Annotated in this window: 18 protein-coding genes; 8 read left to right on the forward strand and 10 right to left on the reverse strand. The window is 66.3% G+C overall.

Annotation, left to right across the window (positions count from 1 at the left end; translation table 11 throughout):
• Positions 1-82: 82 nt before the first annotated feature.
• Positions 83-715, reverse strand: a complete 633-nt coding sequence (locus tag A8950_RS06760; protein WP_133612876.1) for a Vgb family protein — start codon at positions 713-715, stop codon at positions 83-85.
• A gap of 48 nt (positions 716-763) precedes the next feature.
• Entirely contained in the window at positions 764-2032 is a 1269-nt protein-coding gene (locus tag A8950_RS06765; protein ID WP_133612877.1) for a helix-turn-helix domain-containing protein, read from the reverse strand.
• Positions 2033-2152: 120 nt separating this feature from the next.
• On the opposite strand from A8950_RS06765, the gene A8950_RS06770 reads away from it, so the two are divergent.
• On the forward strand, positions 2153-2914 hold the full coding sequence (locus tag A8950_RS06770; protein ID WP_133612878.1) for a DUF899 domain-containing protein: 762 nt from the start codon (positions 2153-2155) through the stop codon (positions 2912-2914).
• Positions 2915-3132: 218 nt separating this feature from the next.
• Entirely contained in the window at positions 3133-4389 is a 1257-nt protein-coding gene (locus tag A8950_RS06775; protein WP_133612879.1) for an MFS transporter, read from the forward strand.
• On the opposite strand, the gene A8950_RS06780 is transcribed toward A8950_RS06775, so the two are convergent.
• From A8950_RS06780 to A8950_RS06800, 5 genes are read right to left on the reverse strand one after another with little or no spacing between them, the layout of a single operon-like run.
• Positions 4373-4972 carry a DNA-3-methyladenine glycosylase I gene (locus tag A8950_RS06780; RefSeq protein WP_133612880.1) on the reverse strand — a complete coding sequence of 200 codons (600 nt, stop codon included), beginning with the start codon at positions 4970-4972 and terminating at the stop codon, positions 4373-4375. The two genes, A8950_RS06775 and A8950_RS06780, sit on opposite strands and share 17 nt — an antisense overlap.
• 18 nt (positions 4973-4990) lie before the next feature.
• A complete protein-coding gene (locus tag A8950_RS06785) occupies positions 4991-5278 on the reverse strand; it encodes a YciI family protein (protein ID WP_133612881.1) in 288 nt (95 codons plus the stop codon).
• Positions 5279-5896, reverse strand: a complete 618-nt coding sequence (locus A8950_RS06790; RefSeq protein ID WP_133612882.1) for a TetR/AcrR family transcriptional regulator — start codon at positions 5894-5896, stop codon at positions 5279-5281.
• Between the two features lie 55 nt (positions 5897-5951).
• Complete coding sequence (locus A8950_RS06795) at positions 5952-7364, reverse strand: MATE family efflux transporter (protein ID WP_133612883.1); 1413 nt, start codon at positions 7362-7364, stop codon at positions 5952-5954.
• A gap of 41 nt (positions 7365-7405) precedes the next feature.
• Positions 7406-8482, reverse strand: coding sequence for a class I SAM-dependent methyltransferase (locus A8950_RS06800; protein ID WP_133612884.1), 1077 nt, complete (start codon positions 8480-8482; stop codon positions 7406-7408).
• A 226-nt stretch (positions 8483-8708) separates the two neighbouring features.
• Here A8950_RS06800 and A8950_RS06805 point away from each other — a divergent pair, with 226 nt between their 5' ends.
• The 3 genes from A8950_RS06805 to A8950_RS06815 are packed head-to-tail and all read left to right on the forward strand — an operon-like array spanning position 8709 to position 10603.
• Positions 8709-9770 (forward strand): GlxA family transcriptional regulator, encoded by a 1062-nt coding sequence (locus tag A8950_RS06805; RefSeq protein WP_133613234.1) that lies wholly within the window; start codon positions 8709-8711, stop codon positions 9768-9770.
• A complete protein-coding gene (locus A8950_RS06810) occupies positions 9767-10240 on the forward strand; it encodes an AAC(3)-I family aminoglycoside N-acetyltransferase (RefSeq protein WP_133612885.1) in 474 nt (157 codons plus the stop codon). The genes A8950_RS06805 and A8950_RS06810 overlap by 4 nt, the downstream gene beginning before the upstream one ends.
• Positions 10241-10252: 12 nt before the next feature.
• Entirely contained in the window at positions 10253-10603 is a 351-nt protein-coding gene (locus A8950_RS06815; RefSeq protein ID WP_133612886.1) for an ArsC family reductase, read from the forward strand.
• Here A8950_RS06815 and A8950_RS06820 read toward each other — a convergent pair.
• Positions 10600-11451, reverse strand: a complete 852-nt coding sequence (locus A8950_RS06820) for a universal stress protein (protein WP_166645031.1) — start codon at positions 11449-11451, stop codon at positions 10600-10602. The genes A8950_RS06815 and A8950_RS06820 overlap by 4 nt on opposite strands.
• Positions 11452-11587: 136 nt before the next feature.
• Between A8950_RS06820 and A8950_RS06825 the strand changes: the two genes are divergently transcribed.
• Positions 11588-13309: a cation:proton antiporter gene (locus A8950_RS06825; RefSeq protein WP_208109774.1), complete on the forward strand. Its 1722-nt coding sequence runs from the start codon at positions 11588-11590 to the stop codon at positions 13307-13309.
• Positions 13310-13423: 114 nt separating this feature from the next.
• Here A8950_RS06825 and A8950_RS06830 read toward each other — a convergent pair whose 3' ends face one another.
• Complete coding sequence (locus A8950_RS06830) at positions 13424-14311, reverse strand: NAD(P)H-binding protein (RefSeq protein ID WP_133612889.1); 888 nt, start codon at positions 14309-14311, stop codon at positions 13424-13426.
• Between the two features lie 100 nt (positions 14312-14411).
• Here A8950_RS06830 and A8950_RS06835 point away from each other — a divergent pair, with 100 nt between their 5' ends.
• Positions 14412-15014 carry a TetR/AcrR family transcriptional regulator gene (locus A8950_RS06835; RefSeq protein WP_133612890.1) on the forward strand — a complete coding sequence of 201 codons (603 nt, stop codon included), beginning with the start codon at positions 14412-14414 and terminating at the stop codon, positions 15012-15014.
• Between the two features lie 115 nt (positions 15015-15129).
• Complete coding sequence (locus tag A8950_RS06840) at positions 15130-16203, forward strand: tetratricopeptide repeat-containing glycosyltransferase (RefSeq protein WP_133612891.1); 1074 nt, start codon at positions 15130-15132, stop codon at positions 16201-16203.
• A gap of 68 nt (positions 16204-16271) precedes the next feature.
• On the opposite strand, the gene A8950_RS19950 is transcribed toward A8950_RS06840, so the two are convergent.
• Positions 16272-17168 (reverse strand): calcium-binding protein (locus A8950_RS19950; RefSeq protein ID WP_208109775.1); only part of this gene is annotated, 897 nt, incomplete at its 5' end.

A 17168-nucleotide genomic window follows, 5' to 3' on the forward strand; every position in this document is an offset into this window, starting at 1 on the left:
TATACTAGTATTAACTAGTTTGTCAAACGACAATAATGCTGAGCCGGGTAGTCTTCAGAAACCGGATCAACAGGTTGATTTTCTACCGCCCCGGCCTTTTCACCGCCCTGACCTTGCCCGTCCTTCCGCCGCCGCAATAGAAGTGCTCACCGCCGGCCTCTAGGCCTGAGACGCCGATACCTTCCGGCATGTCGAGTTGTTCCAGCACTGCCCCCGTCTCCGGGTCGATGTGGCGGAGGCTGCTTTCGTCGTTTTCCCAGGTGGCGTGCCACAGCTCGCCATCGACCCAGGTGACGCCGGTGACGAAGCGGTTGCTCTCGATGGTGCGCAGCACCTTGCCGGTCTCGGGATCGATCTGGTGGATCCGCCGCGCCTGGTATTGCCCGACCCAGAGGGTTCCTTCCGCCCAGGTGAGGCCGGAACCGCCGCCATCGCCGGGGGTGGGGATGGTGTGCAGCACCTTGCCGGTGGCGGGGTCGAGTTTCACAATCTGCCGCTCGGCGATCTGGTAGAGGTGGCGGCCGTCGAAGGCGGTGCCGGCATCGGCGGCGAGGGCGAGGGCGCGCTGCGGTTCGCCGCTCTCCGGGTCGAGGCATTGCAGGCTGTCCCCGGCCGCGAACCAGACATGGCGGCCGTCGTAACTGACGCCGCCCACCTGGGTGACACCGGGAAAGGGACCGTATTCGCGGGTGATGCGGGCTTGCTGGAGTTTCATGGTCGGCTTCCTTCGCATGGGGGTTGGGGCTGTGGCATTGGCCCCAGCCTAATCGCCCGGCAGCGGTGGCGGGAGTAACAAGGCTGTCGTGATACCTGCCCCCAGGGTGCCGGCCCCCCATACGCCCGGTATCGGCGCCGCGATCCAGCGCCGGGCGCGGGCCTGGCCGATGGCCTCAACCTTGCCCGCCCGGGCGAGGGCGTCGAGGCCGCGCTGCACATTGCGCTGGCTCTCGCCCAGCGCCAAAGCGAGGGCCGAACTCGACCAGGATTCGCCATCGGCCAGCAGGGCCAGGATGCCGGCATGTTTCTCGGCGATGGGGCGCGCCAGCAGCACGATCTCGCCGCCCTTCCCGGCGAGGGGGGCAAGGGCGAAGCCCGCCTGGGTGGCGTTGATGGCGGCAAGGCCGCGCAGGGCGGCGCGCAGCCGCGTCATCTCGACCCGGAGGCGCGCGCGATGCGAGTCATCCGCCTCGCGGCCGCCGAAGGCCGCGGCGATCAGGGCATCGCGGCCGGCATCATGCGGCGCGGCCAAGCCCAGCGCCTGGAGCAGGGCGAAGAGGACCGGCCGCCGGCTGAGCGAGATTTCCGCCTGTCCGATCACCACGCGGTGGCGGCAGGCATCGATGACAAGGGCGCCGGAGGCGAGCAGCCGCTCGATCTCGGCCAGGGTCAACAATTGCTCCGGCCCCGGCCGCAGGCGCCGCGCCGCCGGGGCTGTCAGCATTTCCCGCGCCAGCTTCACTTCGGCGATGAGGGCGGGGATGCGCGATGCCGCCGCCGCCTTGGCGGCGCGGGCGAGGGCAGTGGCGGCCGATCTTGCCGCGAGGCGCCGGATCGCGATGCCGCCCGCCAGCAAATCATGGGTGGCGCGGTGGGCGGCCGGCAGGTTCTTCGGATTCAACGCGCGCAACTGCCCCTCGGCCGCGTCGAGCCTGCCCAGCAGCAGCAGGCGCCGGATGGCGAGATAGCGGGCATGGGCGGCGTTCACGACATCGCCCTGCGCCGCCAATATGTCGCGCGCGATCTCCAGCGCCTGTTCGGAGCCCGAGTCAGCCTCGGCGAGGTCGCGGGCGGCGAGGGCCACCTCCGCCTCCGCCACCACGCAGCGGGCACGGGCAAGCGCTTCCTTCGGCCCGAAGGCACGCCCCGCCTTGCGCAGCAGCACCCGCGCGCGGGTAAGATCGCCCAATTGCGCCATGGCGATGCCGCGGAGCGCCAGCGCCGGCGCATCCTCGCGCAGCGCCACGCGGTCGAGTGCCCCCAGGGGATCGCCCCGGCTGAGGGCCCGCGCCGCCGCATTGATCAGTGAGTCCACCCGGATTCCCCCGCCAATACCGCCGTCGCAAATCGCGCCAGACTTGTCACTCCCACGAGGCCGGCGCGCGGCGCCAATCTATCACAGCACCACATCGATCCCAGCAACGGAGTAGAATTCATGACCTCGCATCCCACCGCCAGCCGCGCCGAATGGCTGAAGGCGCGGCTCGACCTCTATTACGCCGAGAAGGCCTTCACCCGGCGCAGCGACGACCTCGCCCGCCAGCGCCAGGAACTGCCCTGGGTCCGGGTCGAGAAGGATTATGCCTTCGTGACCGAGGCCGGCCAGGCGTCGCTCCAGGATCTCTTCCAGGGTCGCTCGCAGCTGATGGTCTATCACTTCATGTTCGGGCCGGACTGGCAGGCGGGCTGTCCCTCCTGCTCGATGATCGCCGACGGTTTCGACGGCTTCGCGACGCATCTTGCCCATCACGACGTGACGCTGATGGCGGTGTCGCGGGCGCCGCTTGAAAAGCTGCTCGCCTATCGCACCCGCATGGGCTGGTCCTTCCCCTGGGCCTCCTCGGGCGGCAGCGATTTCAACTACGACTTCAACGTCTCCTTCACCGAAGCGCAGCAGAAGGCCGGCATCGAATACAACTACCTGATGAAGGGCCATGCCATGGATGTGGAGCCGCTGCCGGCGCCGGTGGTGGATTTTGCGAAAAGCTGCGGCACGGATGGCGCCAGCTATTCCCGCGACCGGCCGGGCCTCAGCACCTTCGTGATGGAGGAAGGCGTCGTCTATCACAGCTATTCCACCTATGCCCGGGGTGTGGATGCGCTGTGGGGCGCCTATCAATGGCTGGATCGCGCGCCAAGGGGCCGCAACGAGACCGGCCCCTGGTTCCGCCGCCGCGACGAATACGGGGCGAACTGACCATGTGCCCCTGTTGCCTGCTGGCCCAAGCCGGCAAAGATGCGAAACCTGCCTCGCAGACGCGCGCCGGCGCGCTGCGGGGCAGGTGGAGAATGTGGACAGCGATCGGTGCCGCCCTCGCTCCTTGCATGGCAACCTTTCGAAAACTGCCGGTCGACTTGCCACCGGCGCCTCGGCAAAGTGGCGCGCTTGTGGCGGGAGACTGTGGGAGAAATCGCATGGTAAGGGAATCGCCTTATCGCTGGGTCATCGTCGCGGCCGGCGGCCTGCTCGGCTGCATCGCGGTGGGTGCCATGTTCTCGCTTCCCGTCCTGCTGCGCCCCGTCTCCGAGGATACCGGCTGGTCGGTCACCGGCATCTCCATGGCGATGACCATTGGCTTCCTGGTGATGGCGTTTGCCAGCATGTTCTGGGGTGCGGTCACCGACCGTTTCGGCCCGCGCCCGGTGGTGCTGACCGGCTCCGTCATCCTCGCTGTGGCACTGACATTCTCGGCGCGGGCGGAATCACTTTTTGCCTTCCAGTCCTGGTTCGGCTTTGCGATCGGCCTCGGCGTCGCCGCGATCTTCGTGCCGATGATGGCCTGCGTCACCGGCTGGTTCGAGACACAACGCAGCCTCGCCGTCTCGCTGGTCTCGGCCGGCATGGGTACCGCCCCCTTCACCATGTCACCGCTCGTTGCCTGGCTGGGGACGTACAACGACTGGCGCACCACGCTCCTCATCGTGGCCGGTATCGTTGCCGTCGTGATGATCCCGGTTTCGTTCCTGGTCCGCCGCGCCCCCGCGCTCGATGCGTCGGCGATTGCGCCCGCGGCAGAAACAGCTGTGCCGAAAGCAACCGCGCCAGAAACGACTGTACCCGAGATGACTGTCGGTCAGGCCGTGCGGACGCCGCAATTCATCATCCTGATGCTGACCAATTTCTTCTGCTGTGCCACGCATTCGGGGCCGATCTTCCACACGGTGAGCTATGCCGTCGCCTGCGGCATCCCGATGATCGCCGCCGTCACCATTTACAGCCTCGAAGGCATCGCGGGTCTCGGCGGGCGCGTTGCCTTCGGCATCCTCGGCGACAAGCTCGGCGCCAGGAACGTGCTGGCGGGCGGCCTGCTGCTGCAATCGGCCGGCGCGCTCGGCTTCGTCTTCGTGAGTGAACTCGGCGGCTTCTACGCGGTCGCCGGTTTCTTCGGCTTCATCTATGCCGGCATCATGCCGCTCTATGCCGTGCTGGCGCGCGAGAACTTCCCCTTGCGCATGATGGGCACCGTGATCGGCGGCACGGCGATGGCGGGCGGCTTCGGGATGGCGCTGGGCCCGATCGGCGGTGGGTGGATCTATGACACCTTCGGTGGCTATTTCTGGCTTTATGTCGGCGCTTGCGCCATGGGCATCGGCGCCTTCCTCACCGCGCTTACCTTCCGCCCGTTCGCCCGGCCGACGGCGGCGTCGCCGGCCATCACTGCGGTTTCCTGAACGCCTTCCGGGCCTTCGCCACCTTGGCCCGGGTGATGCAGGCCTCGGCATGGTCGTTGACCAGGCCCATGGCCTGCATCAGCGCGAAGATCGTGGTGGGGCCGACAAATTTCCAGCCGCGCTTCTTCAATTCCCTGGAAAGCGCGATGGATTCCGGCGAGGTCGTGATGCCCTGCGGCTTTTCGGGCAGTTTCATCTCGTAGCGCCACATGAAGGCAGCGATCGAGCCCTCCGCCTTCACCATTTCCCGGGCCCGCTGCGCATTATTGATCGTGGCCTCGATCTTGCCGCGATGGCGGATGATGCCGGCATCGTTCAGCAGCCGCGCCACATCCTTCTCGGTATAGCGGGCGATGTGCTCGAAATCGAAATTGTGGAAGGCGGCACGGAAATTCTCGCGCTTCGCCAGGATGGTGCGCCAGCTGAGGCCGGACTGGAATCCCTCCAGGCAGATCTTCTCGAACAGTCGCCGGTCGTCGCCCACGGGAAAGCCCCATTCGGAATCATGATAGGCGAAGAATTCGGGCGCGGCGGCGCACCAGCGGCAGCGCGGCTTGCCATCCGGCCCCGGGATCGTGCTCATTTTCCTCCCCTTCCCTGATCAGGCGGCGAGGAAAGCGAGACGGGGATCGGTCCGTGCCGGCGCGATCTCGTGGATCTCGGCGCTGACGATGCCCTCGGCCACGAAGGGATCGAGGGCCAGGCGCGCCTCGATCTCGGCGCGGCTCTCGCCATGGGCGAAGAGGGCGCCGCCCTGGGCCGGCTGCAGGCTGCCTGCCAGTACGAAGACGCCGTCGTCGAAGCCCCGTTTCAGCCAGTCGTTATGCCCGGCCATGAAGGCGCCGGCCTGGCCGCGATTGGCGGAAAATGTCAGCAGGATCAAGAACATCTAGGGTCTCCCAGGATTGCGCCGCGCTCTCCGGCCGGTGCGGCGGCCGGGTGGCAGCATGGATTGCAGCCGTGCCTCGATTTCCCGCACCTCGCGGCGAATGAAGGCCTCGTCGTGAAACACGTTGGCGAGGACGGCAACGCCCTGGCTCCAGGCCAGCAGGTGAAGCGCCGCCGCATCGGCCGCGCTTGCGGCAAGGCCCAGGGCCGCGAATTGCCGCGCCAGCCAGCACCGGAAGAGGTCGAAGATCCGCCGCGCCTCGCCGCCGCCCTGCTGGCCGAGCTTGGCCAGCTCGGTCGTCAGCGATCCGACCGGGCAGCCGAAGCGCTTGATCTCGGCGCGGTTCCTGATGACGATGTCGATAAAGCAACGGATGCGCACCAGCGGGTCCACTGCCGCCTTCTCCCAATCCGCCAGCATCATTTCTGTTCTTTTCAGGCGAGTCGCGATCACCGCCGCCAGGATCTCGTCCTTGCTGCGGAAGTGGTAGTAGAAATTGCCGCGCGAAAGATCGACCGCCGTGGCGATATCGGCGAACGAGGTGTGGGCGTAGCCCTGCCGGTAGAACAACTCGTCGGCCGCCGCGACGATGCCGGCGCGGGTCTCGCTGGCGCTCATGATCTATTCCATCTTGCCTAGGACGGTTGCCCTAGAAAAAATTAGGGCAAGCGTCCTAGATAGTCAAGGCGATATCTCGGCTTCGCGCGAAACGCAGCGCATTGAGGGCGGCGGTCGTGAGCGTGCCGGCGGCGAGGCCAAGCCAGATCCCCATGATGCCCTGATTCAGACCTTCGCATAGGATGATGCCGATGGGCGCCCCGATCAGCCAGTACCCGGCCAGCGTGTATAGCATCGGCCGGCGGGTGTCCTTGCGACCGCGCAGCAGGCCGGCGATGGCAAGGCCCGGACAGGCGATGCCCTCGATGCCGCCGAGGATGACGAGAAGGAGGAGGGCGATGCCAGCGGCGGCGACGCCCGTGGCGCTGCGGTCGAAGAAACTGTCGGAGAGGGGCAGGGCGGCACCCAGCAGCAGGCAAAGCAGTGCGGCACCGCAGAGGAGGCCGAGGCCGATGGCGGCCGCCGTCACGGCGCGGCCGGCTTCCCGTCGCGCGTCATCCGCGGCCAGGCTCTCCGCCCGCGCCATGCGCACCATTGCCGCCTGCAGCAGCGCCGCCGGCACGGCATAGGCGATGCCGGCGGTGCGCAGGGTCAGCGTATGGGCCGCGACATCGGCGGCACCCAGCCTGGCGGCATAGATTGTTGCCGCCAGGTAGATGCCGACCTCCGTGACCGTCGCGATGCCGATCGGGATGCCGATGCGCAGCACGTCGCCAAGACCACGCCAGACAGCGGCCGGCGGGTTCGCGGCCGCGCGGCGCCTGTCCGCGCGGCGACCGATCAGGACCAGCAGGCCGAGGCTCAGGAGCGCGACCAGCAGCGAGGCAATGCCGGCACCTGCCGGCCCGCAGGCCGGCAGCGGACCGAGCCCCGCCATGAAGAGATAATTGGCAGCCGCGTTGAGCGGCAGCATCGCCAGCGTCACCTGAAGGAACACCTTGGGCCGCTCTGCCGCGGTCAGCACGGTGCGATAGAGGGTAACCCCCAGCATCGGCACCAAAGTGAGGGCCATGGCCCTGGTATAGCCCGCGCCCTCCGCCAGCAGATCGGGGGCAAGGCCGAAGGTGGCGAGCCAGGCGGGCGCGGTCCAGATTGCCGGCAAGGCCAGCGCAGCCAGCAGGAGAACCAGCCACCAGCCCTGGCGCAGCAGGTGCCGCCTTTCGCCGGCATCTCCCCTTGTTACCGCTGCTGTATAGAACGGCGTCACCCCGCCGATGATGCCGGCGCAGAAATAGAACAGGATGGAATAAAGGTCGCTCCCCACCGCCACCGCCGCCAGCGCGCCGGTGCCGAACATCTGCGATACCATCAGCGTGTCGGTGACGCTCATTCCCATATTGACCAGCGCAATGAGCGCGATGGGAAGCGCGAGGCGGAAGAGCGCGCCGCCCTCGGCCAGCGCCGCGCGCAGGCCGGCAACTGCGTCGTGCCGCGCCGGTGCGAGCGGCTGGGTGTCGGCAAGGCTCATTTTGCGGTTACCTCGTTTGCAGTGGGGCGGGAGAGGCGCGGTTAGAGCCGCGCCTCGAGCACCAGGTTGAAGGGTGTTGCAAGGGCGCGGCGGAAATGGCCGAAGCCCGCCTTGTGGAAGATCTCGGCGAGGCGCGCCTCGCCGGCCTGGGCGCCCAGTACATGCGGACCCCTTTCCGAAATGGCATGGGCGCAGCAGATCATGGTGGAAGCGGCGTAATACATCCGCGCCACCGGCGAGACATTGTCCTCGACCCGGTCATTGGCGAAGGGCTCCACCAGCATCACCGTGCCGCCGGGGGCGAGCGCCCTGGCGGCATGGGCGGCGGCGCGGACCGGGTCGCCCATGTCATGCAGGCAATCGAAGAAGCAGATGAGGTCATAGCCGGCGGCCGGATAATCGTCGGCCCGCGCCGCGTCGAAGGTCACGCGCGCCGCCACGCCGGCGGCCGCGGCGACTTTCTCCGCCTCGGCCACGGATGCGGCATGGGCGTCAAAGCCGTGAAAGGTCGATTGCGGGAAGGCCTCGGCCATCAGCACCGTGGAATGGCCATGGCCGCAGCCGATATCGGCGACGCGCGCACCAGCCGCCAGCCTTGCGGTGACGCCGTCGAGGGCGGGCAACCATTCCCTTACCAGGCTGCCGCGATAGGCGTTGCGGTAGAACGCTGCGACGCCGCAGAACAGCCGCCCGTCATGATCACCCCAGGGAATGCCCCTGCCGGTACGGAACGCTTCCACTGCCTTTTCCTCGTCAGCCCACATCGAGGCCGGCACGTTCCAGGCATTGGGGATGAAGGCCGGGCTGTCTGGGTCGGCCAGCACGAAGGCCTGTTCCGGGCTGAGTTCGTAGGATTCGCTCACCGCGTGGTAGTCGACATAGCCGCCTGCCACCTGCGAGTTCAGCCATTCGCGCACATAGCGTTCGGCGCATCCGGCGCGCTGTGCCACTTCGCGCGCGGTCAGCGGCCCGGCGCCGGCCAGGGCGCGATAGAGGCCGAGGCGATGGCCGAGGCTGACCATGATGCCGCCATAACCGGCGGAGATGTCGTTGATTGCCCGCCCGATCATGGTATCGAGTTTCACCGGGTCCAGGCTTTGGGTCTGGATGGTATCCATGTCCTTCTCTCTCCTTCTCGCGATTTCCCCGCTGGCTGCGGGGGCGGGGCGGAGAGTGACAGGGCGGCGCGTCCGGATGCAGAGCCGTCTGGACCAAAACCGGGTCATTCGTGCCAAGTCGGCAAGGGGGCTGGGCAAGGGGGGCGGACCAGGGGGTCGGGGAAGGGTGGCGGCAGCGGATCGGCGGCGCTAATCTCCCCGCGCCCCTGACGGAAAGATGGATGTGATGCTGCGCGCGACGCCAGAAACCGAAGATGCCGGCATGGAGCCGCTGCATGTCAGCCTGGTCGCCCTGCCGGAGGCGACAATCTCGACGCTGACCGGCATCTTCGACGTGCTCAACGCCTTCACCATGATGGAGGTGGCCGGTCGCTCGCCGCTCGCCGGCCCGCCCTTTCGGGTCGAGATCGTGGGCGAGAAGGCGGGCCCGCTGCGCCTTGCCAGCCATGTCCCCATCAACGTGCAGAAGGGCATCGCCGGGATCGCGCGCACCGACATCGTCATCGTTCCCTCGATCGTGCTGCCGCCGGGCGGCTGGGTAAAGGGCCGCTACCCCGAACTGGTCGACTGGGTCCGCGCCATGCACCGACGCGGCGCCCTGTTGTGCTCGGCCTGCTCCGGCATCTTCCTGCTGGCCGAAAGCGGTCTTTTCGACGGCCTGGATGCGACTGTCCATTTCTACTACGGCCGGGACTTCGCGACGGCTTTCCCGGCGATTCGGATTCATCCGGAAAAGGTGCTGGTGATCGCCGGCAAGCGCGACGAACTCATCACCTCCGGCGCCTCGATGACCTGGCATGACCTGGTGCTTTATCTCATCGGCCGCCATGCCGGCGCCGTCGCGGCGCAGGCGGTGGCGCGGATGTTCGCGCTGCAATGGCACCAGGACGGGCTCGCCCCCTATATGGTCTTCGAGGGCCGGGTCGATCACGGCGACCAGGCGATCCAGGCGGCGCAGGATTGGCTGGCGCGGCATTTTTCCGTCACCAATCCGCTCGAGGAAATGGCGCGGCGCGCCGGCCTTGCCGAGCGCACCTTCAAGCGCCGCTTCACCGCGGCCACGGGGCTGAGCCCGATTGCCTATGTCCAGCGGATCAGGGTAGAGGAGGCGAAGCGCCGCCTCGAACGGACCGAAGCCTCGGTCGACGAGGTCAGCTGGCAGGTGGGCTATGAGGAGCCGGCCTTCTTCCGCCGCCTGTTCAAGCGCCTGACCGGACTGACACCGGGTACCTATCGCAAGAGATTCCGCATTCCCGACTATGCGCGTAAAAAGGTGAAGCGGCGATGAGCGGCGCGGCATATGCAGTGCGGCGGCTGGGCCCCGGCGATCTCGACCTAATGCGGGGAATGCTGGACCTGTTCGGCGAGGTGTTCGCGGAACCCGACACCTATGGCGGTGCGGTGCCGGACGATGCCTACCTTGCGCGCCTGCTCGGCAAACCCACTTTCATCGCGCTGGTGGCCATCGCCGGCGACAATGTCATCGGCGGGCTTGCCGCCTATGAGCTGGAAAAATTCGAGCAGGCGCGAAGCGAGATCTACATCTACGACCTCGCGGTTTCTGCTGCTCATCGCCGGCGTGGCATCGCCACCGCACTGATCGACTTCACCCGCCATATTGGCGCCGAATGCGGTGCCCATGTGGTCTTCGTCCAGGCGGATCCCGGCGACGACCCGGCAATCGCCCTGTACTCAAAGCTCGGGCAGCGCGAGGACGTGCATCATTTCGACATCGCCGTGGCAGCGCGGCGCAGGTAAGGGAGTGTAGCGATGCGGCCGCGATTGTTCGGCATCCGGAACTGCGACACCATGAAGAAGGCGCGCGCCTGGCTGGAGACACGCGGCATCGCCTACGATTTCCATGACTACAAGACGAACGGGATCGACCGGCAGGTGCTGGAAAGCTGGTGTGCGGAACTCGGTTGGGAACAGCTCCTCAACCGCGCCGGGACCACCTTCCGCAAGCTCGACGAGGCCGCGCGCGCCAATATCACCGCGCAGAAGGCCATGGCGCTGATGCTGGCGCAGCCCTCGATGATCAAGCGCCCGGTGCTCGACCTCGGCGACCGGCGCCTGGTCGGTTTCAAGCCCGCGGAATATACGCTGGCATTTGCAGGCTAGCTCTCCGGGGGTACCGCCAGCACGTCGACCTTGGCGAGGCGCAGCACGTCTTCCGCCACGCTGCCCAGCGCCAGTTTTGCCGCCAAGCCGCGCCGCCGGGTGCCGAGGGCGACGAGGTCGCTGCCGATCTTGTCGGCGGTCTCGGCGATGATGCGGGCGCAGCCGGTTTCGTTCCGCCGCACCAGCGGACGGACCGCGTCGGCGCCGCATTCTTTCAGATGCGCGTGCAGGGCCCTGACGGCCCGTCTCTCTTCGTCATCAAGATAGCGGGCGACCTGACGCTCGGCGAGGCTGGCCCGGTACATCAGCCCGTCGGCCGGCGTTTCGAAGACATGGAGCGCCGTCATCGCCGCGCCGCGGTCAAGGCCCAGCGTCCGCACCGCCCCAAGGGGATCGCCTGCCCCGTCGCCCAGATCGAGGGCAACCAGGATTTCGCGATGATCGCCGACGGGAATGCCATTGCACAATAGTACCGGACCGCTGCTCGCCCGCACGATCCGGTCTGCCGTCGTGCCGGTGAAGAAGCCCCGCAGGTCCTGGCGGCGCGGCGGCCCGATCAGCAGAAGATCGGCCGTGACGGCAAAATCGGCAATTACCTGAAACGGGTCGCCGCGCAGAACGTGATGCTCACAGGCGATGCGGTCGCCCGCCTGCACCGACTGGGCAAGCTCGCGCAGGATGGTTTCGGCGGCATCGACCTCGACGCGGATCAGCGCCTCCGACTGGTCGACATCGACGGCATGGACGACAGCGATCGTTGCTTCGAAGCGACGGGCCAGCAGGATCGCGCGCCGCAGGGCGCGATCGGAGCGGGTCGAGAAATCGGTGGCGACGACGATCTTCTGCATCGTCTGCATACTCGCCCGGATCAGGCGGGGCGATCAAGGTGGCGCGAGGCGAATCGCATGAGCTAAGCTGCGGCAAATCGCCGGCCCATCCGTGCCGATGCGAATGCTGGCGCGAGGTCCGAGGGAGGGGAGTGACTTGATCGAGCTGATCACCCATTCAGCCTTTGCCGAAATGGCGTTGCTGCTGGTACTGGCTGCGGCGTTCGGCGTCCTCGGTATGGTTTTGAAGCAACCCCTGATCGTGGCCTTCATCGTCGTCGGGTTGATAGCCGGCCCGTCGATCCTCGATCTCGTGCACTCGAACGATCATATCGATCTGCTGGCCGAACTTGGCATTGCCGTGCTTCTGTTCCTCGTCGGCATCAAGCTCGACGTGAAGCTGGTTCGCTCTCTGGGTGCAGTTTCGGTCATGACCGGACTAGGCCAGGTGATGTTCACGTCGCTGTTTGGCTTTCTGATCGGCCTCGGCCTTGGCTTCGATGCGGCCAGCAGCCTCTATATCGCCGTGGCTCTGACATTTTCCAGTACGATCATCATCGTCAAGCTGCTTTCCGACAAGCGCGAGATCGATTCTCTGCATGGCCAGATTGCCCTCGGATTCCTGATCGTCCAGGATCTGGTCGTTGTCTTCGCCATGATCGTCCTTTCGGCGATCGGCATCGGTTCGGGATCGGCCGAGGGCAGCAATTCCGTCGTGCTGGTGGCGGGCGCCGGCCTGGCCCTGGTCCTCGCCGTCATGCTGTTCATCCGCTTTGTGGCGAACCCGCTTACCGAGCGCCTTGCCCGCGTGCCTGAATTGCTGGTGGTCTTCGCCCTCGCCCAGGCGGCCATGTTCGCGGCGATCGGCGACGCCGTCGGACTTGGCAAGGAAGTAGGCGGGCTCCTTGCCGGCATGTCACTAGCCTCGACGCCCTATCGCGAAACGATTGCCGCGCGTCTCGCCTCGCTCAGGGATTTTCTGCTGCTGTTCTTCTTCATCGCGCTGGGCGCTGCGCTCGATCTGTCGCTGCTGGGCTCGCAGATTGGTGCTGCCGTGGTCTTTTCGGTGTTCGTGCTGGTCGGCAACCCGCTCATCGTTCTCGTCATCATGGGGGCGATGGGCTATCGCAAGCGCACCGGCTTTCTGGCCGGTCTCACTGTGGCGCAGATCAGCGAATTCTCGTTGATCTTCGTCGCCATGGGGGTGACGCTGGGCCACGTTTCGGCGGAAGCGACCGGTCTCGTCACCCTGGTCGGTCTGGTGACCATCGCTGCATCGACCTACATGATCACCTATTCGCATCAGCTCTATGCGCTGTGCGAGCCGATGCTGGACATGTTCGAGCGACGCGGCACACCGCGCGAGGCGAATGATGCCGGAACGGACAGAGCGGCGCGCTACGAGGTTATCATATGCGGACTCGGCCGCTTCGGCACCGCCATTGGTCTGCGCCTCGCGAAATCCGGCGTCAAGGTACTCGGTATCGACTTCAACCCGGTCGCCGTGCGCCGTTGGCGGGATCTAGGTCTTGCTTCGGAATATGGCGACGTCACGGACCCGGACTTCATCGCCACCTTGCCGCTGACCGGGGCGCGCTGGGTGGTTTCGACCATCCCGGTCTATGTCACCGGAATCTCCCGCGAGGATGAGCGGCTATCCTTGCTGCAGGCGGTGCGCGCCATGGCGGGCGGCTGTCGAGTCGCCCTTACGTCGCACGCATCCACGGATACCCAGGCGCTGCAGACTGCCGGTGCCGATCTGGTGCTGGAGCCGTTCCAGGACGCCGCCGACCAGTCCGTCGCCCTCCTCGGCGGCGCTGCGCCGCTGGCGCATCCCGCGATCCCGGAGATCGCGGGTGAGGACCGGCTGCAGAGCTGATGCCTGCGGCCGGTCATGCTCCCTCCCGGTCCTGTTCTGTCCCGGTCGGGGGTGCCGAGCGAGAAAATCTGGCGGAAGGGTCGCCCCCATCCCCCGAGCAAGCGGCGCGGGACGTCAGTGGCTGGCCGTCTGCCGGTCGGCAAGGTGCCTGTGGGTCCAGAGGTATTGGGCGAGGGTTAGCGCCTTGCGGCCGGTCAGGTATTCGATGTCGTGGGTCACCAGATCGAGCAGGCCGCGGGCGCGCGCAGCTTCAATCCCGCCGACGGCAGCGACCACGAAATCGGGCAGGCCCGCACCCTTGAGCGCGCCGTTGAACTGGTCCTGCGTCACGTCGACCGCCGCGACCCTGCGCCCGAAAACCTCCGAAATCACAGCCGCGATCTCAGCCGGTGTCTGAGAGTGCGGCCCGGTCGCATGATAGATGCAGCCGTCATGGCCGCTGGTCGAGACCAGTGCCGCGGCGGCGGCGGCGACATCGCTGCGCGCCACATTGGCGGCGGGCGTCGGGGCGGTCGCCGCATAGATACCGGTGGATAGTGCATGTTGCAGTGTGCCCATCCAGAGGTTGTCGTAATACATGCCGATGCGCAGGATGGTCCAGGCAAGCCCACTCGCAAACACGGCAAGCTCGGTCTCGACATGGGTCCGGAACAGATCCTGCCCGCGATGGGCACCCACGGTCGAGATATAGACGAGATGCTTCACACCCGCCTGTTTCGCTGCGGCGACGGCTTGCCTGTGCTGTGGCAGGCGGATGCCAGGGCGCAGGTCGGAGGCCGGAATGACCAGCAGGCGCTCGATACCCTGGAACGCGCTGGCAAGGCCGGCCTCATCGTCGAAATCGCCCTTTTTCAGGACAATGCCACGTTCGGCAAAGCGCTGCAGCTTCTCGGGGGTGCGCGAGATGGCGACGATGTCGCTGCCCTTCACGCCACGCGCCAGCAACGCCTCGAGCACCCCTCCACCCAACTGGCCGCTGGCCCCGGTCACACCGATCCTCATGGTTCCGCTCCTTGTCGGGTCGCATTCGATCGGCTATGTTACCGATCGGTAATGGCGCAACTGTTACCGATCGGTAACATAGCGGTCAAGCGAGATTTTCATGACGGCTGGAAGGCCCCGCAAGGTTCCGGAGCAGTCGACGGCAGTCGTGCCGCCGCGCGCGCGCATCCTGGCTGCGGCTCAGGACCTTTTCTATCACCAGGGCATCCGCGCGGTCGGCGTCGAACTCGTGGCGGCCAGCGCCGACACCAACAAAATGACGCTCTATCGGCATTTCAGCTCGAAGGACGAGCTGGTGGCCGAATATCTGAAGGATGTCGCAGGCGAGATCGAGGCTGCCTGGGACCGGCTGGCGGCGCGCCACGCCGACGATCCCAGAGGTCATATCCTCGCCTGGATCGACGAGATGGGGCGGCAAATGGAGCGGCCCGAGAGCCGCGGCTGTCCCATCACCAATGCGGCGATCGAACTGCCCGAACCCGACCATCCCGGCCGCGCGGTGATCGAGGCGCACAAGCGTGGCATGCGTCGCCGCTTTGCCGAACGCTGCAGGGCCGCCGGCCTCAAGGATGCCGACATCATCGCTGACCAACTGGTATTGCTGCTGGACGGCGCCGGCGTCGCCCTGCAGACCATCGGCCGAAAGGGGCCGCTCGCCGCCCTGCGCCGACAGGCCGAATGGCTCCTGGGCAAGGCGCAATAGGCGGGTGCGGCTGTGGAAATCGGTTGCGGCCCACCGCCGTTGCCGCCACCCTGACGTACCGCAACGCCAGCCAGCGACCTGCAGCCCAAGAAAACCAGCTCATGAAAACCAGCTCATGAAAATCGCCGTCTACACGATCGCGCTGAACGAGGAGAAATTTGCCAGCCGCTGGGCGCAGAGCTGCGCCGATGCCGATTACCGGATCGTCGCCGATACCGGCTCCCTTGACAGTACCGTCCCCGCCTTGCGGGCTGAGGGTGTCACCGTCCACAGCATCGGCATCCGCCCCTGGCGCTTCGACCATGCCCGCAACGCCAACCTGGCGCTGGTGCCGATCGATGCCGAGGTCTGTATCTCCCTCGACATGGACGAGATCCTGATGCCGGGCTGGCGCGCCGCGCTGGAGCAGGCCTGGACACCCGGGACGACCCGGCTGCGCTACACCTATGTCTGGAACTGGGATGCCGAGGGCCGGCCCAAGGTACAGTTCTTCGGCGACAAAATTCATCACCGCCACGGCTATTTCTGGAAGCATCCGGCGCATGAGGTCATCCTGCCGCAGCGCGGTACCACCGAAAGGGTGGTCTGGGCCGAAGATGTCCGTATCCATCATCATGCCGATGACGGCAAATCACGTGGCCAGTATCTCGACCTTTTGGCGCTGGCGACCGCCGAGGACCCGGATGACGATCGCAGCGCCCACTATTTCGGCCGCGAACTGATGTTCCACAAGAAGTATGAGGAGGCGATCGTCGAATTGCGCCGCCACCTGTCCTTGCCACGCGCCACCTGGAAGGCCGAGCGTGCAGCCAGCCTGCGCTTCATCGGCCGCTGCCACAAGGAAATGGGGCGATTTGACGAGGCGCGTGGCGCCTTGCTGCAGGCCTGTGCCGAGGCGCCCGATGCGCGCGAGCCCTGGTTCGAGTTCGCGAAGTTCTGCATGGAAACGCGGGATTGGGCGGGCGGTGTCTGGGCGGCGCACCGCATGCTGGCACTGACGACGATGCCGCGCGACCACACCCGTGATGTCGCTGCCTGGGGAGTGGGACCCTATGATGTCGGCAGCGTCTGCGCCTATTACAACGGCCAGCGCGAGCTGGCGCGCGAGTGGCTGCGGCGGGCGCTGGAGTACGAGCCGGACAATGCCCGCCTCGCCAAGAACGGCGAGTGGATCTTCGCCGAGGGATGAGCGCCAAATGAAGAAGGGCGCTGCCACGACGGCAGCGCCCTTTCCAACCGTTCCGCTTGGCCGTCGGCTCAGCTCATCATGGTAATGTCGGTGTCGACATAGACCTGGACGTCGGTGCCGTTGCTGCTGGCGGTGTAGAGCATGTAGCTGCGACCGTCGTCACCGGTATGCACCGTGCCGTCGGTCGACCAATTTCCCTCCAGTGCAATAGTGTCGCCAGTATCACCCTGGACGAACAGCATGTTGCGGTCATCGGTCATATCGATGACGCTCTCGCTGTCGAGCACGATCGTCGTGTCCTTGCCGTTCTTGTCCTGTCCCTCGAAATTCAGCACTTCAATCTCTCTCACATATTGGTCGTCGTTGTTCTTGGAATCGGCGCGGAAGTTGGACAGCAGGCCCATCATCGCAATGTCTTCGCCATCGCCGCCGATGATGACCGGGGAATTTCCCTTGAGGTCCTCGTTGTCGATGTCGTGGAAGATGTCATTGCCGTCGCCGCCGAAGAATGAATCGGCGCCTTTCCCGCCCCAGAGGCAGTCATTGCCGTCGCCGCCATAAAGCTCGTCGGCACCGTCGTCGCCGAACAGCATGTCGTTGCCGTCGCCGCCATAAAGGACGTCCTTGCCGTTGCCGCCCTCCAGCCAGTCGTTGCCGTCGCCGCCATGGAGCGTGTCCTCGCCGTTCTCACCCTGGAGGAGGTCGTCGCCATCCTTGCCGTAGAGAACGTCGTTCTGGTTGTCGCCACGAATAAGGTCGTTGCCGTCGCCGCCGAAGAGCGTGTCCTTGCCATTGGTGGCACCGGCCACGACGGCAAGATCCGTCGGCCTGCCGCCTTCGCAGCTGCCGCTCGGCAGATCCAGGCTGGGGCCGGTGGCGCCGGTCTCACCGGTTTCGCCGGTTGGCCCGGTGACGCCAGTCTCGCCAGTGGGACCGGTAGGGCCGGTTTCACCAGTGGGGCCGGT

This window comes from Dongia mobilis, assembly GCF_004363235.1.
GTDB lineage: Bacteria > Pseudomonadota > Alphaproteobacteria > Dongiales > Dongiaceae > Dongia > Dongia mobilis.